This window comes from Actinosynnema sp. CS-041913 (genome assembly GCF_050942485.1).
In the GTDB taxonomy this organism is placed as follows: Bacteria; Actinomycetota; Actinomycetes; order Mycobacteriales; family Pseudonocardiaceae; genus Actinosynnema.
This window is the reverse complement of sequence record NZ_CP192037.1, coordinates 1195846-1219057: the sequence shown is the minus strand read 5'-3', so window position 1 is coordinate 1219057 and position 23212 is coordinate 1195846. Positions and strand designations below refer to the sequence as shown.

Genomic DNA, 23212 nt, shown 5'->3' with positions numbered 1-23212 from the left:
ACCTGGGGTCAGGCGATCGAGGGCGTTGTCCCGGTCCAGGTCAGATCCAGGTCAGGAGATCCAGGGCGCATCCCCGGTCCGGGTCAGGAGATCCAGGGCGCATCGCCGGTCCAGGTCAGGAGATCCAGGGCGCCGGCGCGTGGCCCCGGTCCAGCACGTCGCTGAACCGGCCGCGCAGGAAGCCCAACGGCTCGCCGTCGCGCTCGCACACGTCCCGCACGTGCCCGATGACGACGATGTGGTCGCCCGCGGTGAAGTGGCGCTCGACATCGCATTCGAGGTGGGCGAAGGCGTCCGGGATCACCGGGACGCGGTGCCGGCCGTGGGTCACGTCGAGGCCCGCGAAGTGGTCCTCGCCCCGGCGGGCGAAGCGCAGCGCCAGGTGTTCCTGGCGGCTGGACAGGATGTTGACGGCGAACCGGCCGGCCGAGATCACGGCCTCGGTGCTGCGCGCGCCGATGGTGAGGCACACCAGCAGGAGGGGCGGTTCGAGCGAGACGGAGGTGAGCGAGTTGACGGTCATGCCGTGCGGCGCGCCGTCGGCGGCGCGGGTGGTCACCACGGCCACGCCGGTGGCGAAGCGGCCCATCGTGCGGCGCATGGTCGACGGTTCGACGGGTGTGGTTGCCGGGATCATCCGATCCTCCAGGGTGCTCAGGTCCGGTAGCGGACCTCGAATGTCAGGACCCCCTCGTCGGTGCGCCACGGCCCGTGCGGCATGCCCGGCGGGCGGCAGGCGTACATGCCCTTGGTGAAGGTCCGCCCCAGCGTCAGGTCGGTGAACGAGCCCTCCAGGATGTAGACCTCCTCCCAGAAGTCGTGCCGCTGCACGCCCATCGCGGACGAGTCGGCGCCCGGCTCGTAGCGCAGGATCCTGGTCGCCACACCGGTTTCGTCGTCGCGGGCCAGGACCCGTTCGGTGATGGCGGGGTCGTCGCCGGGGCAGACGGTGAAGCCGACCTCGGTGACCGGGAAGAACTCGTGTTCGGGTTTGCTCACGGTGACTCCATGCCGTAGGAGGCGAGGAACGCATCGACCTCCGCGAGCGCGGTGTCGAAGTCGTAGTTGCGGAACGCGTGGCCCTTGGCCACGAACGGCGCTCCGGCGTAGAACATCTCGTACTGGTGGTGACGACCGGCGAACTCGCTGCCCACCGCGTCCCACACCAACTTGAACAGCTTCACGCGTTCTTCGGCGGACACACCGGGACTGTGCACGTACCGATCGATATCCGGCCGAGTCTCAGGACTGGTCATGTCCGCCACGCTCGACGGCACTTGCAGCACACCCCCACCGACCAAGTCCCGCAGGATCGCCAACACCCTCGGGTACAACTCGGCCTGCAACCCCATCACGCCGTACAGCGCCTGGGCATCCGGCCGCCACATCCCCTGGGCATCGGGCTTCGCGGCGTACTCGGCGGCCAGCACCGCCGACTCGACCAGCGATGTCAGTGACGCCAGCTCCCCCAGCTTCTCCACGACACCAGGGAACTTGTCGACGCCGTTGACCGCCGCGACCTTCCGCGCCAGACCGGCCAGGAACCGCAACTTCACCGCGAACCTGATCTGCGCCTGCCAGTTCCCCAGCACATGCGCACCGGTGTCGAAAAACTGACGCCGAAGACCCGCCACATCGCGATAGACGAACACCCGCTCCCACGGGATGAACACGTCATCGAACACCAGCAAGGCGTCCGTCTCATCGAACCTGGTCGTGAGCGGGTAGTCGTACCGACTCGTCGCGGCCGGCGCATAAGGCCTGCGACACAACAACTTCAGCCCCTCCGCACCCACCGGCACCGCGAAACTGATCGCGAAGTCCGCGTCCTCGGCGGTCAGCGGCTTGATGCAGGACACCAGGATCTCATCCGCCACCGCACCACCGGTCGCCAACATCTGCGCACCCCGGACCACGATCCCGTCGGCGCGTTCCTCCACGACGCCGACCTGGACGAACTCACCGTCCCACTCGTGCGCGGTCGTCGCACGGGACACCTGCGGCGGGATGATCGCGTACGAGACGTACAGGCTCTGCTCGGCGATACGACGCTGGAACGCGACCACGTTCGTCGCCAGGTTCTCGGAGAACGCCTCCGGGTGCGCGGCGAACGCGGCGGCGAACGCGCCCACGTGATCCGGGCTCCGACCGACCCAGCCGTGCGTGTGCTCGGCCCACACCGTCGCGGCGGCGCGGAACGCGGTCAGGTCCTCCCGGCTGCGGGGCGGGACGAACAGCCGGTTCACCCCGCCCACCGCGAACCGCTCGTCGACGAGGTCGAACAGCTCGGCGATGGTCTTCGCGACCGGCGCGAACGCCGGGTGGTGCGCGACGTCGTCCACCGCCACACCGTCCACGTAGACCCGACGGTTGTCCTTCAACGAGGCCAGGTATTCGGCTCCAGTGCGCATCACGTGCTCCTAGCGTCGGACAGGTGCAGCGCGGTCAACGTGCTCATCAGGTGGGCGGCCACCGCGCGGCCCGCCTCCTCGGGGTCTCCGGTGCGCAGGGCGGCCACTATCGCGGCGTGCTCGTCCAGCACCCGGCGGGACCGGTCGGCGCTGGTGGACACCGCCCGCAGGCCCATCCGGACCTGGCGCTCGCGCAGCGTCTCGTAGAAGTCGGCGAGCACCGGGTTGCCCGCCCGCCGCACGATGGTGCGGTGGAACACGCGGTCCCGCTCGATGAACCCGAGCGGGTCGGTGATCGCGGCCTCCTGGTCGGCCACGAGTTGGTCCAGCTCGGCGGTGAACGACTCCTCGGCGGGCACGGCCCGGCGCACGCACCAGTCCTCCACCAACGCCCGCGCCTCCATCACCGCGCGCACCTCGGCGTCCGAGATCGGCGGCACGAACGCGCCCTTCTTGGGCATGATCCGCAGGAAGCCCTCGGCCTCCAGGCGCAGCAGCGCCTCCCGGACCGGCGTGCGCGACGTGCCCGCCGCCTGTGCCACGCCGGACTCGGTGAGGAACGTCCCGTCGTCCGGCGGCAGCGTGGCGATGTGCTGCTTGAGCCACCGGTAGGTGGTGTCCTGGGCGGACCCGCCGGACAGTTGTGAACTGCTCATGGACGAGATGTATACAAGCCGTGGACAACGAGCACAAGAGGTCGTGACCCCACCGCGACCCGCGGTTCACCGACCCGGCACGAGGGGTGCGGACGCACCGGGCACGGCATGGCCGTCAGGCGCCCGCGGCGGACTCGGCCCGAGCGGGCGGTGTCGTGATCCGGACAAATACCGATACCGTCGGCCGGTGCCGTCGCGAAGTGAATTCGAGGCAACTGCGTGCGACCATTCGGAGGTATATCGAAAACCCATAGATCAGGTCGTATGACCAGGCCGTCGCCTGGTCATGGGCATTGACCCGAACAGATCAACCGGAAGGTTCTGGCAACGGTTAATCCTCGATGGGTTACGCCATGCGCGTTACACAGGGACTGCTTAAAACGAGGCCGCCCACTTCGTGACTGGGACATTCTCGTCCGAGTCCTCGGTATTCCCTGCGTGCCTGAGGAGCTGGCATGAAACGCAGTATCGGCGTCTACCTGGCCGCGTGCCTGGCCGCCCTGTCGGTCCAGACCGCGTCAAGCGTCGCGCAAGCGGCGCCGGCCGCGCCGGCCAGTCCGATCACCTTGGCCACCAACGCGGCCGACCAGGCCGCAGCGTCCGGCCTGGACGCCCTGGCCAAGGGCCCCGACGAGCAGTTCCACCGGAAGGCCGTCTACACCGGCGGCATCCCGGGCAGAAAGGACCTCTTCTACGTCTCCTACGACCGCACCTACAAGGGCCTCCCGGTCATCGGCGGCGACGCGGTCGTGGCCACCGACTCGGCCGGCAAGGTCCTGGAGACCGTCGCCGCCAACGAAGGCGGCCTCGCGGTCGACACCAGGGCCAGAATCGGCGTCCAGCGGGCGAAGTCCATCGCGCGCGCCCAGATGACCACTGTGGACAAGGTCGAGGGCGGCACGCTGTCCGTGCTCGCCGAAGAGCACGGCAAGCTCGTGTACGAGGTGATCGTCACCGGTCAGCGCGCCGGCGACCCGAGCCGGCTGCACGTCTACGTGAACGCGCAGACCGGCGTGGTCGAGGACCTCGTGGACGACGTGAAGGCGGGCACCGGCAACAGCGAGTGGAACGGCCCGAACCCGCTGTCCATCGACACCAGCAACAACAGCACGGTGGACGACACCCGGCCCGGCCTGCGGTGCGTGGACTACGCGACCAACCAGCCGTTCAGCAAGCCGTCCAACTCGTTCGGCACGGGCAAGGCCACCAGCAAGGAGACCGGCTGCGCCGACACCCTGTGGTCGACGCAGAAGCAGTGGGACATGCTGAAGAACTGGCTGGGCCGCAACGGCATCGACGGCAACGGCCGCGGCGTCACGGTCAAGGTCGGCCTGGACCGGGTCAACGCGTACTGGACCGGCCAGCACATCGAGATCGGCCGCAACAACGCCAACCAGTGGATCGCGTCCATGGACGTGGTCGGCCACGAGCACGGGCACGCCCTCGACCAGTACACCCCCGGCGGCGCCGGTCGTGAGGCCGGTCTGGGCGAGGCCACCGGCGACATCATGGGCGCGCTGACCGAGGCGTACGCCAACGAGCCGGCCCCGTTCGACACCCCGGACTACCTCGTCGGCGAGTCGGTCAACCTGGTCGGGCGCGGCCCGATCCGGAACATGGCCAACCCGCAGGCGGTCAGCGGACACCCGAACTGCTGGTCCAGCGCCATCCCGGGCACCGAGGTGCACGCGGCGGCCGGTCCGCTCAACCACTGGTTCTACCTGCTCGCCGAAGGCTCGGCGGCCAGCCCGACCTGCGACGGCTCGACCGTGCGCGGCATCGGCATCCAGGCGGCGGGCCGCGTGTTCTACAACGCCATGCTGCTCAAGACGTCCGGTATGACGCACTTCAAGTACCGCATCGCGACCCTGACGGCGGCGAAGGCGCTCGACCCGACGTGCGCGCAGTTCAACGCGGTGAAGGCGGCCTGGCAGGCGATCAGCCTCCCGGCCCAGTCCGGCGAGCCGACCTGCACCAACACCCCGGCCAACGACTTCAGCCTGGAGCTGAACCCGGCCTCGGGCACCGTCCAGGCGGGCGGCCAGGCGACCACGTCCATCACCACCACCACGGTGAGCGGCAGCCCGCACGCCGTGGCGCTGACCGCGACCGGCCAGCCGGCCGGCGTGACCGTCCGGTTCAGCCCGGAGTCGGTCACCTCGGGCCAGTCGTCCACGCTGACCGTGTCCACCACGGCCGGTGTCGCGCCGGGCACCTACCCGATCACCGTGCGGGGCACGGGCACCGCCACGCACACGGTGACGTACAACCTGACCGTCGGCAGCCAGCCGCCGGCCAACGACTTCTCCCTCGCCCTGAACCCCAACAGCGGCGACACGAACCCCGGCGGCACGCTGACGACCACCGTCGGCACGACCGTCACGTCCGGTGAGTCGCAGAAGGTCTCGCTCACCGCGTCCGGCCTGCCCACGGGCACGACGGCGACGTTCGACCCGTCCACCCTGGCGGCCGGCGAGTCCTCGAAGCTGACTCTCGCCACCTCCGCCTCGACCCCGGCCGGCAGCTACACGGTGACCGTCACCGGCACCGGAGGGGACGCGACGCACTCGGCGACGTACACGTTGCGGGTCGGCGGGGAGCCCCCGGCGAACGACTTCGCGGTGACCCTGAGCCCGGAGAGCGGCAGCGTCCAGGCGGGCAGCTCGGCGACGACGACGCTGAGCACCCGGACCACCGCCGGTTCGCCGCACAAGGTGCACTTCGCGGCGTCCGGCCTGCCGGACGGCGCGACGGCCACCTTCACCCCGCTGTCGGTGGAGTCCGGCGAGTCGTCCACGCTGGCCATCGCCACGTCGGCGACCACGCCGGAAGGCACCTACACCATCACGGTGACGGCCACCGGCACGGACACCAACCACACCGCCACCTACACCCTGACGGTGACCGGTGACGGCGGTGGCGGCTGCGGTGGCGTTCCCGAGTGGAGCGCGACCACGGCCTACGTGCCGAACGACGAGGTCTCGTACAACTCGCACAAGTGGAAGTCCACCTGGTACTCGACCGGCGCGGAGCCGGGCGCACCCGGCTCCTGGGCCGTGTGGGCGGACCAGGGCGCCTGCTGATCACCTGAACACCTGATCGCCTGACGGGGCGGCTGTCGACTCATCCAGGTCGGCAGCCGCCCTGTCCGGTGTCAGGCGGTCACGTCGTAGGTGAAGAACGCTCCCTCGCCGAGCATCACCCGGGAGCCGGGCGCGAGGATGGCCGGGATGAGCCCCGCCAGCGCCTGCGGCGACCAGCCCGGCGCGATGACCGTCGTGCCGTTCTTGGAGCCGAGGTCGACCACCAGGACGTCCCAGCCGTTCAGGCGGACTTCGACGTGGCTGCGGGAGATGTCGTTGCCGTGGTTGGCGAAGCGGATGGCACGCAGACCGCGGTCGGCCACTTGGGGGTCGCGGCCGAGGACGACGCCGCGGTCCAGCGGGACCACCTCGCCCGTGGACAGCCGCAGGATGCCGAGCAGCGGGCGTGGCGCGACGAAGGCTTCTTGTGGGGCAAGGCGTTGTCCGCAGACGCGGCAGGCGACGGCGTGCTCGGGGTTGAGGTGCCTTGCCGGACAGGCGATCGCCCGCACCTTCGGCGTGCCCGCCGTGACGTGCCGCGTGTCCTCGGGCGAGGAGTTGCGGCGGAGCATCGTCTCGTCGACTTCCGGCGAGGGCACGGAAATCACCGTCGTCACACCTTCCGCAGGCGAGGGCATCGCGATCACCGCCGTCACGCCCTCGGCCACCACGGACACCGGCTCAACCGCCACCGGCTCCGGCACCACCACCGGCACAGACACCGGCTCGACCACCGCCGGCACCGGATCGACCGCCACCGCCACCGCCTCGGCGAGCACCGGCTCGGCGAGCACTGGCGAGACCACCGCCGGTACGTCCGCCAACCGCGCCGCCAGTCGGCAGGCCAGCACCACTCCGCGCTCCACCGGCAGCTCGGCGCCCCCGCCGACGCCGACCGCCAGCCGAAGCTCGGCGACCACGTCCGGCAGCCCGGTGTCGACCCACGCGGCCACCCGGTCGTCCCTCAGTTCGAGCAGCACGCCGTCCGGCCCGACCACGCCGACCACCGCGTCGCCCCGCAGCACCACCCGCCGCTCGGCCTCGCTCCACCGCACGAGCGCGAAACTCCCGACCGCGCGGTCGCCCTCCTCCGCGATGACGCGAACCACGTCATCCAACCCGGCCCCGTCGCGCACGAGTGCCCAACACCGCCGAACCACACCCGATCCGGGCGCGACACCGAGCAACAGCCAAGTCCCGTCGGCCACCACGGCAACCGCCGCACCGGGCGTGTAAACGGTCACCGGGCACTCCGCGACAAGGTTTCCTCCAGCTCGACGTCACCCACGCCGTAATCCACCACCACCACGGTGACATTGTCCCGCCCGCCGGCGGCGACGGCCCGCCGCACCAGTTCCGCGGCGGCGGGCTCCGCATCGGACACGTCCCGCAGCACGTCGGCGATCTCCACGTCCTCCAACTCGCCCGTCAACCCGTCCGAGCAGATCACGAACCGCTCGCCCGCGACCGGCGGGAACACCCACTGGTCGGGATCGACCGCCGGGTGGACGCCCAACGCCCGGGTGATCACGTTCCGGTACCGCGAGTACCGCGCCTCTTCGACGGTCAGCGTGCCGGACGCCACCAGCTCGGCCGCCTCGGAGTGGTCCACCGTCAGCAGCGTGAGCACGCCGTCGGCGTACCGGTAGACCCGCGAGTCGCCGAGGTTGAACACCACCCACCGCGGCGACCCGGCGAACTGCACCAACCCGATCCCGGTGACCGTCGCGCCCATCCCGGCCTGCTCGGGGTTCGCCGCCCCGGCGCCGCGAATGGCGGTGTTGGCCTCCCACAACGTCGCCCGGATGTCGTCCGGCCGCAAGTCCGCCCGCTCGTCGAGCGCCCGGAGGTGGTCGACGGCCATGGCGCTGGCCACCTCGCCGGCGGCGTGCCCGCCCATCCCGTCCGAGACGGCGAACAGCGCGGAGCCGACCAGCAGACTGTCCTCGTTGGACAGCCGCACCAGGCCGACGTCGGAAGCGGCCCCGGCTCGCACGCCCATCAACGCCTCCCGAACGAGGAGGTCGTCCCGACGACGACCGCCACTCGCGTCTCACATCGCCGGCCCCTCCGAGAATGTTGCACCCGACCGCGTCGCGCACCGCCGGCGACGGTCGCGCGATCACGCGACGCGGTGTCGGGGTTGGGTTATCGTGTAGCCACCACTCGCCCGGATCGCGTCCACAAGCCAGATTTGGAACGTAGTGCCACCGAACCGTCCGACCCGTGCGGAACGGGCCGCGCAGACGCGTGACGAGCTGCTGGAGGCCGCGGCACGGGTGTTCGCGCGCAAGGGGTACTCCGGGGCGTCGGTCGGCGACATCGCGGAGGAGGCCGGGTACACCCACGGCGCGGTCTACTCGCAGTTCCGCAACAAGCAGGACCTGTACTTCGCGCTGTACGAGCGGACCACGAGCCGGCGGGCCGAGGCGATCGCCGGGGTGTTCGTCGCCGCCGAGGGTTCGCTGCGGGAGCGGATGCGGGCGGTCACCGAGTGGTCGATGGTCGACCTGCGGGAGCACCCCGAGTGGTTCCTGCTGCACATGGAGTTCCTGTTCGCCGCCGCCCGCGATCCCGAGATCCGCGCCCGATTCTCCGAAGGGGCGCGCACGATCCGCGCGATGATGGCCGCGCTCATGCAGCACGAGTTGGACAGCGGCACGTTCCGGTCCGACATGTCGGCCGAGGACATGGCGCTGGGGCTGAACGGCATCTTCCTCGGTCTGGCGCTCCAGCACGTGATGGAGCCGGGCATCGTCCGCACCGACCTGTACGGCGACATCGTCACGCTCGTCATGGACGCCCTGTCGCCGTCGTGACACCGCGCGGGGACGCCGCCGTCACCCGCCCGACGGCTGGCGTGCGGCGGCGTCCGGGTCGAGTCCGGGGCCTTCCGGCAGCCGCACGACCAGCCCGGCGGGCAGCCGCACCGGACGTGCCGCGGCGTAGCCGAGCATCCCCAGCACCTCGGGCCGCGCCACCGGATAGCGCCGGCCCAGGTCGGTGACCACGGTGAAGGTGCCCACCGGGGCGTCCGCCGACGGCATCGCCTCCACCACGGCGGCCCAACCCGGCGGCACGTGCACGCGGTCCGCGAGCGGCGTGCCCCGCTCGTCCCGGCGGGTGGTCGTGGTCAGCGGGTCCGCCGGCGGCAGCGTGGCCCCGACGACCAGGTGCGGCACCGCCTGCCCCGGCTCGACCGTGGCGCACACCGCGACCTCCCGGTCCGGCAGCCGGGCGATACCGGGCCGGGCGGCGGGAGCGGCGTGCTCGGCGGCGGCGGGCTCCTGCCGCCGTGCCCCGGCGGCCAACGCCGGTGCCAGCGGAACCGCCGACGGCTCGCCGCCGGGGTAGGCGGCCAGGCTCGGCGCGTACGCCCGCTGGATGTCGTACTGCAATTCGGTGATCGGCCGCAACGACTCCGGCTCGGCCAGGTAGTGCTGGAGCCCGCCGCCCGAGGTGCGCACCACCAGCAGCGTCCCGACAAGCAGGTCGGGCCGGCCGGGCACCGCCGTGGACGGCTCCCCGGCGCGGGGCACCCCGATCGGCCCGATCGGCGCTCCGTCCGGCAGCACGTCCAGCCACGACCGGCCCACCTTGGCCCACGGCTGCGTGGTCAGCGCCAAGCCGGTGCCCACCGCGCCGTAGTCCTCGATCCGGTGCCGGTGGCCGCGCCAGACGAGGAACCGCTCGCCGGTCGGCGTCGACTCCACCAGCAGGGCCCGCTCGCCGAGCCCGACGCCGTGTCCGGGCGCCACGCCGACCAGCAGCACCGACTCCTCGACCCGGTGGCCGGCCGCGTCGCCCGCCGGGGCCGAGCACAGCGACCACGACCCGGACAGCAGCCGGTCGGGGCCGGGCAGCGCGTCGGGCGCGTCCGCGATGCCCAGCCGGGGACCGCGCGGGACGCCGACCAGCGAGTCCCGCGACACCCGCTCGGTACGGCCGTGCCCGCCGATCAGGAGCAGGGCGGACGCGTAGTTGGCGACAGGGTGCAGGCGTTCGTTCAAGTAGACGTACCGGGTGCCGGTCTCCTTCTCCACGATCACCGCGTCGTCCTTGCGCCAGGCGTTGTTGCCGCCCGGCACGACCATCCCGTAGACGCCTACGCAGGCGAGCGCGACGAGCGCCAGTGCGACGCCGGCGAAGGACGCCCCTACCGGGCGGCGGAACGGCGGCTGCTCCGGATCGGTCTCCCCGGTGACCAGCGCCGACGTCGCCCGCTGGACGGAGAATTGGTACGCCTGGAGCTGATCGCGCTTGGACGCCACGGGGTCAGCCCCCCAGTCCGCGCACGTAGCCGAACAGGCCGAGCGCCCAGCACACCACCGGCACGACGGCGAGCATCACCAGGATCTCGGCGTACTCGGCGAACCGGCCCAGGTACGGGTTGGGCGCCCGGGTGCTCGACACGATGCCGGCCGCGATCGCACCGGCCGCCACCACGAGCAACACCGGCCCGGTGACCACCAGCAGCGCGTCCCGGTCGGCCATGGCCGGCCCCGCGACCAGGCAGCCGACCCCGAACACGCCCGCCACCAGCAGCGGCAGCCGTTGACGCAGGATCGGGTAGAGCCTGGCGCGCAACAGCAAGCCCGCGGAGAGCACCGCGACCAGCACCACCGCCGCCGTGCTGTCGCTGCGCACCAGCACCACCTGGCAGCACATGACCACCACGGACGACCCGGCGAGCATCCCGGTGAGCAGGGCGTCCGCCCGGACCACCGCCGCGTGCACCAGCGCGAGCGGCGGTTGCGGCTCGTCGCGGAGCAGGTCGGCGGTGGAACGGGGCAGCACCGGCATCGGCACCCGGCCGAGCCGCAACGCCAGTGGGGCGAACGCCGTCGACAGGACCAGCAGACCTCCGCTCACGACGGCCGCCGACTCGTGGGCCGCCCACGCGCCCGTCCCCAGCCAGCCGCCGATCACGCACAGCGCGCCGACCGTGACCGCGCCGGCGGACAGCGCGGGAGCGGCCGTCACCCCGAGGTGGCCGACCAGCGCGACCAGCAGCAGCACCGCCCCGGCGAGCAGCAGGTGACCGGCGGACAGCGCGTGTTCGCCGACCGGCAGCAGGTGACCGGCCGGCAGCCCGTCCTCGCCGGGCAGCAGGCCACCAGGGGTCGGCGACCGGTCGCCGGAGGGCAGCCCGCCTGGCGTCGGCGACCGGTCGCCGGCGGAGAGCAGGCCGGCCAGGTTCAGCGGCCGGTCGCCCGCGAGCAGCAGGCCGCCGCCGGCGAAGGCGAACGGCAGCGCGACCGCCGCGAGCACCGCACCCGCACCCGCGTCGCCGACCGCACGGGCCAGCACCACGGCGACGACCAGCAGGACCGCCGCCACGCCGAGGGCCCACAGCGCGGGCGTCGTCCACGGAGGCCCGGCCCGCAGCACGGCGACCAGGCCGAGCAGCAGCGCCGCGCCGCCCGCCGCGAGCCCGGCCCGCCGGGTGTGGCGCGGCCCCCACGCCCGGCCGGCCCGACCGGAGCCGGTGGCGATGGCGTCCACCAGGTCGTCGTACTCCAGTTCCGGCCAGTCCAGGTGGCGCGGGGTGAGGTGCAGGATCTCCCCGTCGCGCACCCGGTGCGAGGCCAGCGTGCGGTCCGGTTCGAACGCCGTCCCGTCGGCGCGGCGGAGCAGCCAGCCGCCGTCCGCCACGCCGTCGTCGGCCAAGCCCTCACCCGCCCGCGCCAGCAGGCCGGGCAGCACCTCGGCGACTGCGGCGTGTTCCGGCAGCGCCATGTCGATCCGCCGGTGCGGAGTGGCCACGGTGATCCTGACCAGGCCGGTAATCTGCATGGGACGAGTTTCGGCCGGCCCGCCCGGCCGCGGGCCGCACAGGCAGGAACCTGCCGCACGGCGCCGGCGGCCGACCGGCGTTCCTACGCTGGGCGCGTGCGACTGCCGACGGCGGAGACCGCGGACACCCGCGGGCGGGGGTATGGGCTCATGGGCGTGGACGCGGGTGGCGCGGTCGTCGACCCGAGGGTGCTCGCCGCCGGTCCCGTCGCCACGGTGTACGCGGCCCGGCTGGCGGCCACCGGAGCCGAGATCGCGGTGAAGGTGTTCGCCGACCGGTTCGACCGCGACACCACCGCGTGGCTCGACCGGGAACGCCAGGCGCTGGCCGCCGTGCCGGTGCGGACGATCCTGCCCGTCGACGGCCTGGTGGACCTGCCGGACGGCCGGTCGGGCGTGCGGATGGAGCTGTGCCGGGGCTCGCTCGCCCAGGCGCTCGCGGTCGGGAAGCCCACCGTGCGCGACGTGTTCGGCATCGGGTGGGTGATCGCCGGGGCGCTCGCGGCGGCACATCGGGCGGGCGTCGTGCACGGCGGCGTGACCCCGCACAACGTGCTGTACCGGCGGTCCGGCGAACTGGTCGTCGCGGACTTCGGCCTGGCGCTGCGCGAGCCGTTCCCCCGCGACCCGACGCACGCGCTGGAGTACACCTCGCCCGAAACCCTCCGCGACGACACCCGGTCCGCGGCGTCCGACCTGTACGGGCTGGGCGCGGTGCTGCACGCCGCGTTGACGGGCGCGCCGCCGTTCCCCCGACGCACCGGTGAGCCGCCCGGTGAGCGGATCCTGCGGGTGCTGCGCGAGCAGGTGCCACCGGTCCGGGGCGCGGGCGTGCCGGCCGAACTGTCCGATGTGGTCGGTCGGCTGCTCGCCAAGGACCCGGCGGCCAGACCTCCGGACGCGGACGGCGTGGCGCGCCTGTTCGAACACCTGCTCCGGATGACGAACCCGCACGCGGTGCCGCCGACCGCGCCGCTCCCACCGGTCCCCGCCCCGGCACCGACTCACGAATCCGTGCCAGTGCAGGGAGCTGCTCCCGAGACGGACGACTCCGACACGAGCGATCCCGGCGACTTCGACTTCGACGCTTTCGCCTCGCAGCCCAAGCCGCCGACGCCGGCCACCGGCCGCACCCTCGTCCACAGCACGGACGCGACCGCACCGACCACCCGGTCCACCCGCCGACGAACCGCCGTGTGGACGGGTCTAGGCGCAGCATTCGTAGCAGGCTTGATCACCGTGCCGCTGGTCATCGGGCAGGACGGCCAGACGCAACCCACCAGCCCCGCCACCGCCGCCGAAGAACCCCAGCCACCACCGGGGACGCTCTCGGCCGCACCCGGCCGGATCAACCTCGTGCTGGACCCGCCCACCGACCGGGGCAGCCACGTCGAGCTGTCCTGGCGCGCGGACGGCGACCTGGACTTCGCCGTCGTCGTCGCGGGCGAGTTCATCGACACCATGGTGTTGACCGCCCACCGGCAGCACAACCTGCGGGTGCCGGTGGACCCGACCCGCCGCTACTGCTTCCAGGTCCGCGCCACGGACGGCCGCCACATCTACACCAGCGAGCCGGTGCCCGTCCGCGGCGCGGAATGCGGACTCTGATCAGGACACGCGGCTCACCAGCAACAGCAACGAGCGCGGGTCCACGGACGGGCGCAACAGCGGGCGCGGATCCACCGCCGCGCGCAGTCGAGCGGACAACGGCCGTCCCGCCAGACCGCGACGGACCGCGCGCTCCTCTTCCCAAGCGCGCCGCACGGAACCGTCCGCCACCGGCACGCCGGACCACAGCGCCATGTCCAGCACCCGCCCGAGCCGGGCAATCGCCTGCGCGGCCGGCTCGCCGATCACCGGGGCCGCCGACTCGGCCAGGTCGCGCGGCGTCATCCCGATCCGGAACGGCACGCCGTGGGCCCGCAGCCGGTCGCACAGCTCCGCCCAGGCCGCGATCACGCCCTCGGCCCCGGTCCGCCGACGACGCCGCCCGGCCCGGAGTGCCTTCGCCACCGGCACGCCGACCAGCCAGCAGATCAGCAGCCCCAGCAGCGCCACGGCCGCCGCCACGGCCGCGAACCACAGGTCGACATCGGCCGCCGGGGTCTCCGAGGACGCCCGCTTCGGCTGCTCCGGCGGGCGCAGCTCGTGCTCGGGCGGCAGTTGCTCACGGGCCTGCGCGGCGGCCTTCGCGAGTCCGGACGGCGCGGGACCGGACCGGCCTTCCCCGGCCGCCGCCGTCGGGTCCATCGGCACCCAGCCCACGCCGGCCACCGCCACTTCCGGCCACGCCAGCACGTCGCGGTTGCGCACCACGTAGGAGCCGTCCCGTGCGACGCCGCCCCGATAGCCGACGACCAGCCGGGCCGGGATGCCGTTCATCCTCGCCAGCGCCACGTACGCGGCGGCGAACTGCTCGCTCGTGCCGCGCCTGCTCTCGGTCAGGAAGTGCCGTAGCTGCGGCCACCCGTGCCCGGTCGGGAGGTCGTCGCCGACCGCCAGCCGGTAGTTCCGGGCGAGGTAGCGCTCCAGTTGCAGGGCGGACTGGAACGTCGGGCGCAGGCCGCGCACCGCGTCGCGGGCCAGTGGGCCGATCTCGGCGGGCACGACGCCGAGCCCGTCCAGCCCGCCCGCCTCCGGGTCGACCGGGCCGACGCCGAGCGCCGCGGCGTCGATCTCGGGCTCCGACCAGGTCAGCCGGTACCGCCGGTCCCCCGGCCCGGCCAGCAGGAGGGTGCCGTCGGACTGGTCCACGAGCGGGGCGAGCCCGTCCACGCCCAACGGGATCGCCTGGCTCGGCAGCCACGGGCCCGGCAGGTCCTCCACCACCACGTCGGCCGTCCGGGTGACGCTGCCCGCCGCCCCGTCCCGACGCGCGCCCAGCCGGCTCAACCTCGTGTCGGCGGACCAGTTCACGCCGTCGAACCCGTCCAGCACGACCAGGCTCCACCGGTCCACCGGCGCGTCGGCGCGGTACCGGAACACCTCCCGCTCCGGATCGGCCAGCCGCTGCGCGATCTCCTGCAACGGGTTGCCGACCCGCTGCTGCCGCAACGGCACGGCCTGGTCGTCCTTGACGCGGTACGGCTCCCGCCCGACCGGGTCGAAGCCGCCCACCACGATCCCGCACACCACGACCGCGACCACCGTGGCCGACGCCGACCGAATGTCCACATCGGACAATCGCCGACCGGTGCCGCGCGGACCGGTCGGACCCGGGCGGCCGGATCTCGGGCCGGTGTCACCTGAGCCGGTCGGACTCGGGAGGCCGGGCCTCGTGCCGGTGCCGCGCGGACCGGTCCGGCTCGGGCGGTCCGCCCACAGCAGCAGTGCGGCGGGCCCCGCGTAGCAGGCCGCCGCCAGCAGCGCCGTGCCACCGGTCGACGCCTGGTAGGCCTGCGCGAGCCCGGCCACCGCCAGACCGGGCAGCAACGCCACCGCCGGGGTGCGCAGCCGGAGCAGGATCTCGACGCCGAGCACCGTCGCGAGCAGCACCGCCAGCGGGACGAACAGGAGCTGGTCGGGATCCGGGCGCGCGGGCCACGTGGACTGGAGGGTGAGCAGCCAGCCCTCGGTCAGCCCGCGCTGGATGCCGCGCAGCGACGCCGCCGTGGGCAGCCCCGCGACGGTCGTCGGGAACAGCACCGCCTCGATCAGCCCGAGCACACCCGTGAACAGCAGCAGGACCGGCCGGTACGGCGTCAACCGCGGCCGACGCGCGCACAGCTCGACACAGCCGTACCCCACGAGGACCACCACCAGGACCGGCACCAGCAAGGCGGCCAAGCCGAAGACCGGCGCGAACAGCAGGCCCGCGACGGCTGTCGAGCCCAGCAGGCCGACCACCGCCAGCCGATCGACGGGCGCGGTCACGAGCGGCCGTCCCGCAGCGCGTTCCAGCGGGCCACGGCCTCGACCGCGTCCGCCGCGACGATCAGCCCGGCGGACGACGGACCGGTGCCGCCGAGCCGGATCACCGCGTCCGGCCGCCACCCGCCGACCGCGCCGAGGTCGGCGACCGGTCCCGTGATCACGACCAGCGCGCCGCCCGGCCGGGCCGTCACGGACTTCGGCGTCAACGGCACGTCGTCCGCCGCGTCCTGCCCGATCAGGCACAGCTCGTCCAGCAGCGGCCGGGCCGCGCGCAGGCCGCCGTCGACCGGGGTGTCGCCGCCGGGCGTGATCAGCCGGAGCTGCTGACCGGCCGACGCCGACGCGTACACCAGCGAGGCCGCCACTTCCACGGCCTCCTCGAACACCGCCGGCCCCATCGCGGACCGCCTGGTGTCGAGCACCACGGCGCACCTGGTCCGGGCCGGGTCGACGTACTCGCGCACCATCAGCCGCCCGGTCTTGGCGGTCGCCTTCCAGTGCAGGTGGCGCACCTCGTCGCCGATCACGTACTCGCGCACCGCACGCAGGTCCGACGAGCCGTGCAGCGGCGGATCGGACAGCGGCCCGTCGTAGTGGTGCCGGGGGTGCCCGACCTGCGCCAGCCGCGCCGGGTGCGTGCGCGGGTGCACCCACAGGCTCCGGGAGTCGCCCACCGTCGGGTGCCCGCGCACGAGGTCGAACGGGTCGAACCGGTGCACCGCGAACGGCCCCACCCGCAGCCGGCCGCGCACGGAGGTCGGCAGCTCGTAGTGGTAGGTGGCCTCCGCGCCGGGCGCGAGCGGCCGAACCCGCACCGTCCGGACGTCCACGCCGGACCCGAACGGCCGGACCCCGACCGTCCGGACATCCACGCCGACCCGGTCGCCGGCGGTGAAGCCGGGCTGCCGGCGCGCGGTGGTGTTGCGGACCACCAGCGAGGCGAGGGCGGGCTTGCCGCGCTCCACCCGGTCGGGGTGGACGGTGCGGCTGATCTCGACCTTCGGCCGGACCGTCGTGGTCACCGCGGCGGCGAGCACGCTGCCGACCGCGCCACCGGCCAGCACGAGGAAGAACGGGTAGCCGGCCGTCACGCCGAACGCGTAGCAGCAGACGGCCCCGGCGAGCACGGCGACGCCGCGGCGGGTGAGCCGCACGCTCATCCCCCGATCGCGGCCGTGGGCGCGGCGGTGTCCGCCAGCAGCTCGTCCACCACGTGGCCGGTCTGCCGCCTGCCCAGCTCCGCGTCGGGGGTGAGCACCAGGCGGTGGCACATCACCGGGTGGGCCACGTCCTTCACGTCGTCCGGCACCACGTAGTCACGGCCGTGCGTGGCGGCGAACGCCTGCGCCGCCCGGATCAGGGCGATGCTGCCGCGCGGGCTGACGCCGTGCCGGACCGCCGGGTGGCGCCGGCTCGACGCCGCCAGCCGCACCGCATAGGACACGATCTCCGGGGCCACCCGGCACTTGCGCACCTCGGCGATCACCTGTTGCAGGTCGGCGAGGTCGAGCACCGGGCGCAGCTCGTCCGGGCTCACCCCGGCGCGGTCGCCCAGCACCACCATCACCTCGGCGTCGTGGTCGGGGTAGCCGACGGACAGCCGCATCAGGAACCGGTCGAGCTGCGCCTCGGGCAGCCGGTAGGTGCCCTCCATCTCGATCGGGTTCTGCGTCGCCACCACCAGGAACGGCCGCGGCACGTCGTGGCTCACCGAGTCGACCGTCACCCGGCGCTCCTCCATCACCTCCAGCAGCGCGGACTGGGTCTTCGGCGTGCCCCGGTTGATCTCGTCGGCGAGCACCACGTTGGCGAAGATCCCGCCGGGGTGGAAGCGGAACGCCTCCGCGCCCTGGTGGTAGACCATCACGCCGGTGATGTCGCCGGGCAGCAGGTCCGGCGTGAACTGGATGCGCTGCCACCGGCCGCCGACGCTGGCGGCGACGCACCGCGCGAGGGTCGTCTTGCCGACCCCCGGCACGTCCTCGATCAGCAGGTGGCCCTCCGCGAACAGGGCCGCCACGGCGAGGCGGACGGTGTCCGGCTTGCCGCGCACGACAAGCTGCACGTTGTCCGCGATGAGGTCGTACGCCGCGCCGGGCGTGGGCGTCATGACGTGCTGCCTTTCCTCGGATCCGAATGCCGTCGCGTCACCGTGCCGCCATCGCGCCGAACAGCCCCGTCCGACGCGGCGGTGCTCCCCCGGCTCCCCCGGTCGGCCCGGAGGCCGGTGCGGGCACGTCCATCCAGGTGGCCGGCTGGCCCTGCCCGGTGGCGTTGCGGGCGTACACCATGACCTGGACCTGGGCCGCCGGGTCGGTGGGGGCGCCGTGCACGACGATGTCCTGCACCCCGGCGCACGGGACCGTGGTGGTGGGCACGCCGCCGAGGTTGAAGATGCTCGCCTCGCAGGTGGTGTCCGTGCCGCTGGTGTTGACGTCGACGGTCGCGGTCACCGACTCCGGGCCGGTCCGCGTGACCTTGAGGATCTTCACGATCGGGTAGCCGAACGGGGTCGGAATCACGTCGGTGCCCGGCAGTCCGGTGACGGTCGGCGAGCCGGGCGGGCCGAACCTGGTGATCGCGCGGACGGTGACCAGGCCGGTGATGCCGCCGACCGCCCAGAACTGGGTCGACGTGCCGGTGACCTCGCGGTCCGCCTGGCCGGCCGCGCTCACCAGGTAGTGGACGAGCGTGCCGCCGCCGAGGTCCGGCTGGTTCCACGTCACGTCGACGTTCCCGCCGGGGCCGGTGGTGGCGGTGACCTCGGGCGCGGCGGCGGCGCGCAGCGGGATGACCGGCGGCGCGCTCGCGCCGGGACCGCGGCCCGCGCTGTTCTCGGCGACCACGGTGACGGCGACCGCGACGCCGTTCGCCAGGCCGTGCACGGTGGCGCTGACCGCCGACCCGTCCACGCTGGTGGACCCGCCGGACCAGAGCAGGTGGTACGCGGTGACCGGGGCACCGTTCGCGGCGGCGGGCGACCACGTCACCGCGGCGGAGCCGTCCCCCGCGACCGCGCCGACGTCGCCGGGCGCGCCGGGCGGGGTCGCGGCGGCGACCGGCGGCGCGGCGGGCTTCGTGGCCAACGTGCGCGGGGACCTCGTCTCGTCGTCCGCGGGTGGTTGCTCGCCGGTCGGCGGTGGCACCGTGGTCGAGATTGTGGTCGACGCGGTGGTCGAGGCCGTGGTCGACGTGGCGCTCGCGGACTGCGAGGCGGACTCGGCCAGGTCCTTCCCGACTTCCACGTGGGCCACCGAACCCTGCCGGCCGTCCACGACCAGGACGTGCGAACCGTCCGGCCGCTCGACGTAGACCCGCTCGTCCTCGCCGCGGGCGAGCCTCGGCGGTCCGCCGGCGCCCGGCACCTTCGTGACGCTCTTGCGCGAGCCGCTGCTGTCGTAGGTCAGCAGCTCGTCGCGGTTCTGGTCGACCAGCGTGACGACCTGCGCGACGGCGACCGGCCCCGCGAATCGGCCCTCCGCGGGCAGCTCGACCTCGACCGGCTTGGCCACCGGGCGCTTGCGCAGCCCGGCGGTGTCGACCAGGTGCAGCCGCTTGCGGTCCGGGTCCACCACGGCCAGCCGCCCGTCCGCGGTGCTGCTCGCGACCTGGGCGGACGCCGGCAGGTCGAGCCCGAGGGCGACCGACTCGCCGAACCCGTCCTCGCCGAACGTGCGCAACGAGTCCGTGGTGGTGTCGACCAGCACGGGCCGGTCGTCCACGACGGTCAGCGAACCGGTGTGGCCCGGTTCGAGCTGCGCGGGGCAGGACATGCGGGTGGCGTCGCGGGGCAGCTCGCACAGCGAGCCGGTGTCGATCCGGTGCAGCCACACGCTTCCGTCGGCGGTCGCGGTCGGCTCGGACAGCGGACCTCCCGCCGGCACCGTCGCCATCGGGTCGCCGAGCCGGACCACCTGGCCCGCGTTGCGGTAGACCAGGTACGGGCCGCCCGCGACCTCCAGCACGACCGGGTGTTCGGTGGCGGGGGGCGTCACGGTGTTCTCGACGCTGAGGGTGGACTTGCCGAACACCGTGATGCGCGAGCGCTCGACCACGTAACCGGACTTCTCACCCTGCACGACCTGGCTGCCCTGCTCGACACCGGGCAGCGCGACCCGCGCGTCCACCTGGCCGGTCGACCCGTCGACGTGGTACGCGGACTGGAACGCGGTGCTGTAGACCCAGTGGCCCACCTGGATGAACTGGAGGCCGGGCGCGATCGGACCCTGCCCGGCCACGGCCACGCCGACGAGCCCGACACAGCCCGCCACGAGCGCGGCGATCATCACCCGCGTCCGGGACACGGCGCTGAGCGCGGGCCCGCGGGACGGCCTCGCGCCGACCGGGTTCGTGGTCACACCGCACTCCTGACCGGGCCGCGGGAAGCCGTCCGACCCGGCCTGCGGGCAGCCGGGATTGCGTCCATCATCCGGATGAGACCCATAATTCGGGACGCTAGCACCCGCCGATGCCGCCATGGCGGCCTTGACCGCATCCTGCCGGGAATCATCCACCCGGCGGAGCGCACCCGGCGGAGCGATCACCCGACGTGTCATCGAAACCTCATGTGCGCCGGGAAGACTCCGGCCGGACGACCCCGGCGAGGAGGACACCACGGTGACCAGTTTCGGCGTGCCCCGACCCGACGGCCCAGTCGCCGCACCGACCGCACCGCCGACGTGGGACACCCGCCCGACCACACCGCCGACGTGGGACACCCGCCCGACCGCCGCGCCCTTCGCCGCAACCACCCCGATCCTCACCGCCGCCCGACGACAGCCGTGGAAGCCACCACCGCCCGCGCCGAAACCGGTCCGCCGCCCACTCCGCGGGGTCGGCGTGCCCCGGATCACCTGCTGGCAACTGGCCCTGGTCGCCGTGATCCTGGTCCTGGACGAGCCCTGGCCCACGATCACCGCGGTGGCGACGGCGGCCGTCGTGGTGGTGGCGTTCACCGCCGTGCGCGTCCGCAGCCGATGGCTGTCCGAATGGGCGGTCCTGTCGGCGAAGTACCTGCTGCGCAACCGGGACCGGAGCCTGCCCGGCGACCACCCCGGCCAGGCACTGCTCAGCCTGATCTCTCCGGAAGCGACCGCCGGCACCACCGACGTCAACGACGAGCCGGTGTGCATGGTCAGCCGCGCGGCCGGCATCACCGCCGTGCTGCACCCGTCGTCCACGACCCGCGACCTGACCAAGTCGATGCCCGCTCCTCAGGAACTGCTGCCCGCACCCGACGAACGAGCACTGGCACTGGCCGTGCAGGTCGTCCACCAAGCCGGCCTGGACCGGACCCGTCCACCCCGGGTCTGGATCGCCCTCCAGGTGCTGCGCACCGTCGAACTGCACCGGGACGACGACGTCCGACGGGCACTCGGCAACGCCGTCCGCCGGGTGCGACGCAGGCTCCGCCGGGAGGGCCTGCCGACCAGGCCGCTCACCGAACACGAGACCCTGGGCACCCTCGCGGCACTCGCCCACGTCAACGCCGGCCGGCACCGCGTCCGCGAGCAGTGGCGCCACTGGTGGAGCGGGCCGATCACCCAGGCGACGTTCCGGCTGGACGGCTGGGACCGGCTGCCGACAGCGGTGGCGCCGCAACTGCTGCGCCGGCTGCTCACCGCCGCACCCCAGGCCGCCGTGACCGTGTCCGTCACCGCCCGGCGAACGCCCGCCGGCTCCCAGGTGGAGGCCGTGCTGCGCATCGCGACCGCACACCCGGTGGCACTGGAGAACGCCGCAACCGAGCTGGCACGACTGGCCCGTGAACGCGGTGTCGACCTGGAACGCCTGGACGGCGAGCACACCGACGGCTTGGCCGCCACGCTGCCGATCGGCGCCCGCTAACCGCTGATCAGGTACCCGACCCCGCGCACGGTATGGATCAGCGGCGGATCGTGCAGCTTGCGACGCAACTGGGCGATCACGACATCCAGCACGTTGGAAGCCGGATCCGCCATCTCGTCCCAGGCGTAGGACAGCAACTCCTGCCGGGACACCGGCAGGCCGGGCGTGGACATCAGCCGCTCCAGGACCAGCAGCTCCTTGCGCGCCAACGTGAGCAACACCCCGGCCCGGGTAACCCGGTGCCGACCGCCGTCCAACTCGACATCGGCGCAGCGCAACACCGCCGGCCGCCCGACCGCACTGCGCCGGCACAGACTGCGCACCCGGGCCACCAACTCCGGCACGGCGAAGGGCTTCACGAGGTAGTCGTCACCGCCGAGCCGCAACCCGTCGACCCGATCCGCCTCACTGTCCCGAGCGGTCAGGAACAGCACCGGAACCTGCCACCCATCCTGCCGCCGCGCGTGCACGTACCGCAAGGCGTCACCGGCGGGCAGCATCCGGTCGAAGACCGCGCAGTCGTAAGAGTTCACGAACAACGCCTCGTCGGCAGCCGGCAGATCCCCCACCGTGTCCACCGCGAACCCGGCCGCCCGCAAGGCGGCTTCCAGCGCCACTCGGAGGTTCTCGTCGTCCTCGGTCATCAACACCCGCACACCGCCGAACGTTAGTGCGCGCCGCGGGGTTCGGGGCGTCCGCGGTGGCGTCAGCTCGCCCGGTCCATCAGCCAGCCCCGGTCCGCCGCCTTGACCCCGGCCTGGAACCTGCTGCGCGCGCCGAGCCGGTTCATGATGTCGGCGACCGTCCGCCGAACCGTGCGGACCGAGATGCCCAACCGCGCGGCGGCCGACTCGTCGGTGCTGCCCGAGCAGAGCAGGGCGAGCAGGTCGCGTTCCCGGCGGCTGAGCGGCGAGGCGTGCTCGTCGTCGGACGGCTCCGCAGGCGTCAAAGGCACCGCCGCGGGCCAGATCCGCTCGAACAGCGCGGTCGTCGCGGCAACCACGCTGGGCAGCCGGAACAACGCCACGCCGTCCCGGACCGCCGGCAGCAGCGCGGTGGTCCCGTCGACCACCACGGCGTCCATCGGGACCTCGGTCTCGGTGCGCACCTCCGCGCCGGCCAGCGACAGGCCGGTGAGCCGGCCGGACAGGCGCGCCGAGTCGGGGAACAGCACGCGGTACCGCACCCCGCGCCGCAGGTTGGCGCGGTCGATCCGGCTGAACGCGCCGATCGGCCCGACGCCCCCGCCGGAGCACAGCACCAGCACCTCCCGGGCCGCCGACGCGAGGAGCGCGTCGACCCCCGCGTCCCCCGCGTCCCGGTTCCCGCCCTTGACCAGGCTCAGCCTGCCGGATTGCCGCGTGTCCATCACCACTACCCCCTCCAACAACGTCCACAGTGGACAGACCGCGCACCGCGCGGCCGGTTCCTGCCAGATCCCGCCGATCACGTGGTTTATGCTCACCGGCGCGTTAGCGTCCAGCAGCAGGCCCACCGCCGGAGCACTCCGACCGACCGGGAACAGCAACGACACGAGCCAACTGTC

The 23212-nt window shown here is 73.4% G+C and carries 18 protein-coding genes; 4 read left to right on the top strand and 14 right to left on the bottom strand.

Going from position 1 to position 23212, the window contains the following annotated elements:
* Nucleotides 1-115: 115 nt before the first annotated feature.
* The 4 genes from ACQPZF_RS06030 to ACQPZF_RS06015 are packed head-to-tail and all read right to left on the bottom strand — an operon-like array spanning nucleotide 116 to nucleotide 3067.
* A complete protein-coding gene (locus ACQPZF_RS06030; RefSeq protein ID WP_433269107.1) occupies nucleotides 116-637 on the bottom strand; it encodes a flavin reductase family protein in 522 nt (173 codons plus the stop codon).
* 17 nt (nucleotides 638-654) lie between these two features.
* Entirely contained in the window at nucleotides 655-999 is a 345-nt protein-coding gene (locus tag ACQPZF_RS06025; protein ID WP_433269105.1) for a cupin domain-containing protein, read from the bottom strand.
* A complete protein-coding gene (locus ACQPZF_RS06020; RefSeq protein ID WP_433269103.1) occupies nucleotides 996-2411 on the bottom strand; it encodes a 4-hydroxyphenylacetate 3-hydroxylase family protein in 1416 nt (471 codons plus the stop codon). The genes ACQPZF_RS06025 and ACQPZF_RS06020 overlap by 4 nt, the downstream gene beginning before the upstream one ends.
* Complete coding sequence (locus ACQPZF_RS06015; protein ID WP_433269101.1) at nucleotides 2411-3067, bottom strand: GntR family transcriptional regulator; 657 nt, start codon at nucleotides 3065-3067, stop codon at nucleotides 2411-2413. The genes ACQPZF_RS06020 and ACQPZF_RS06015 overlap by 1 nt, the downstream gene beginning before the upstream one ends.
* Nucleotides 3068-3522: 455 nt before the next feature.
* On the opposite strand from ACQPZF_RS06015, the gene ACQPZF_RS06010 reads away from it, so the two are divergent.
* A complete protein-coding gene (locus ACQPZF_RS06010; RefSeq protein WP_433269099.1) occupies nucleotides 3523-6150 on the top strand; it encodes a M4 family metallopeptidase in 2628 nt (875 codons plus the stop codon).
* Nucleotides 6151-6221: 71 nt separating this feature from the next.
* Here ACQPZF_RS06010 and ACQPZF_RS06005 read toward each other — a convergent pair whose 3' ends face one another.
* Both ACQPZF_RS06005 and ACQPZF_RS06000 read right to left on the bottom strand, forming a co-directional pair.
* Entirely contained in the window at nucleotides 6222-7394 is a 1173-nt protein-coding gene (locus ACQPZF_RS06005; RefSeq protein WP_433269097.1) for an FHA domain-containing protein, read from the bottom strand.
* On the bottom strand, nucleotides 7391-8152 hold the full coding sequence (locus ACQPZF_RS06000) for a PP2C family protein-serine/threonine phosphatase (protein ID WP_433269095.1): 762 nt from the start codon (nucleotides 8150-8152) through the stop codon (nucleotides 7391-7393). Before ACQPZF_RS06000 ends, ACQPZF_RS06005 begins: the two co-directional genes overlap by 4 nt.
* A gap of 202 nt (nucleotides 8153-8354) precedes the next feature.
* Here ACQPZF_RS06000 and ACQPZF_RS05995 point away from each other — a divergent pair, with 202 nt between their 5' ends.
* A complete protein-coding gene (locus ACQPZF_RS05995; RefSeq protein ID WP_433269093.1) occupies nucleotides 8355-8969 on the top strand; it encodes a TetR/AcrR family transcriptional regulator in 615 nt (204 codons plus the stop codon).
* A gap of 21 nt (nucleotides 8970-8990) precedes the next feature.
* Here ACQPZF_RS05995 and eccB read toward each other — a convergent pair whose 3' ends face one another.
* Nucleotides 8991-10421, bottom strand: a complete 1431-nt coding sequence (gene eccB, locus ACQPZF_RS05990) for a type VII secretion protein EccB (protein WP_433269092.1) — start codon at nucleotides 10419-10421, stop codon at nucleotides 8991-8993.
* Nucleotides 10422-10425: 4 nt separating this feature from the next.
* Entirely contained in the window at nucleotides 10426-11946 is a 1521-nt protein-coding gene (gene eccD / locus ACQPZF_RS05985) for a type VII secretion integral membrane protein EccD (RefSeq protein ID WP_433269090.1), read from the bottom strand.
* A 96-nt stretch (nucleotides 11947-12042) separates the two neighbouring features.
* Here eccD and ACQPZF_RS05980 point away from each other — a divergent pair, with 96 nt between their 5' ends.
* Nucleotides 12043-13554, top strand: coding sequence for a serine/threonine protein kinase (locus tag ACQPZF_RS05980; RefSeq protein ID WP_433269088.1), 1512 nt, complete (start codon nucleotides 12043-12045; stop codon nucleotides 13552-13554).
* Here ACQPZF_RS05980 and ACQPZF_RS05975 read toward each other — a convergent pair whose 3' ends face one another.
* Genes ACQPZF_RS05975 through ACQPZF_RS05960 form a run of 4 tightly spaced genes read right to left on the bottom strand, consistent with a single transcriptional unit; the run spans nucleotide 13555 to nucleotide 20177 of the window.
* Nucleotides 13555-15819, bottom strand: a complete 2265-nt coding sequence (locus ACQPZF_RS05975) for a transglutaminase TgpA family protein (protein WP_433269086.1) — start codon at nucleotides 15817-15819, stop codon at nucleotides 13555-13557. It lies immediately after the preceding gene.
* Nucleotides 15816-16973, bottom strand: coding sequence for a DUF58 domain-containing protein (locus ACQPZF_RS05970; RefSeq protein ID WP_433274446.1), 1158 nt, complete (start codon nucleotides 16971-16973; stop codon nucleotides 15816-15818). The genes ACQPZF_RS05975 and ACQPZF_RS05970 overlap by 4 nt, the downstream gene beginning before the upstream one ends.
* A 2-nt stretch (nucleotides 16974-16975) precedes the next feature.
* On the bottom strand, nucleotides 16976-17929 hold the full coding sequence (locus ACQPZF_RS05965) for an AAA family ATPase (RefSeq protein WP_433269084.1): 954 nt from the start codon (nucleotides 17927-17929) through the stop codon (nucleotides 16976-16978).
* A gap of 37 nt (nucleotides 17930-17966) precedes the next feature.
* Nucleotides 17967-20177, bottom strand: coding sequence for a fibronectin type III domain-containing protein (locus tag ACQPZF_RS05960; RefSeq protein WP_433269082.1), 2211 nt, complete (start codon nucleotides 20175-20177; stop codon nucleotides 17967-17969).
* A gap of 259 nt (nucleotides 20178-20436) precedes the next feature.
* Here ACQPZF_RS05960 and ACQPZF_RS05955 point away from each other — a divergent pair, with 259 nt between their 5' ends.
* Nucleotides 20437-21666, top strand: coding sequence for a type VII secretion protein EccE (locus ACQPZF_RS05955; protein WP_433269080.1), 1230 nt, complete (start codon nucleotides 20437-20439; stop codon nucleotides 21664-21666).
* Here ACQPZF_RS05955 and ACQPZF_RS05950 read toward each other — a convergent pair.
* Nucleotides 21663-22322, bottom strand: a complete 660-nt coding sequence (locus ACQPZF_RS05950) for a response regulator transcription factor (RefSeq protein ID WP_433269078.1) — start codon at nucleotides 22320-22322, stop codon at nucleotides 21663-21665. The two genes, ACQPZF_RS05955 and ACQPZF_RS05950, sit on opposite strands and share 4 nt — an antisense overlap.
* A 50-nt stretch (nucleotides 22323-22372) precedes the next feature.
* Nucleotides 22373-23200, bottom strand: a complete 828-nt coding sequence (locus tag ACQPZF_RS05945; protein WP_433269076.1) for a helix-turn-helix transcriptional regulator — start codon at nucleotides 23198-23200, stop codon at nucleotides 22373-22375.
* Nucleotides 23201-23212: the final 12 nt, after the last annotated feature.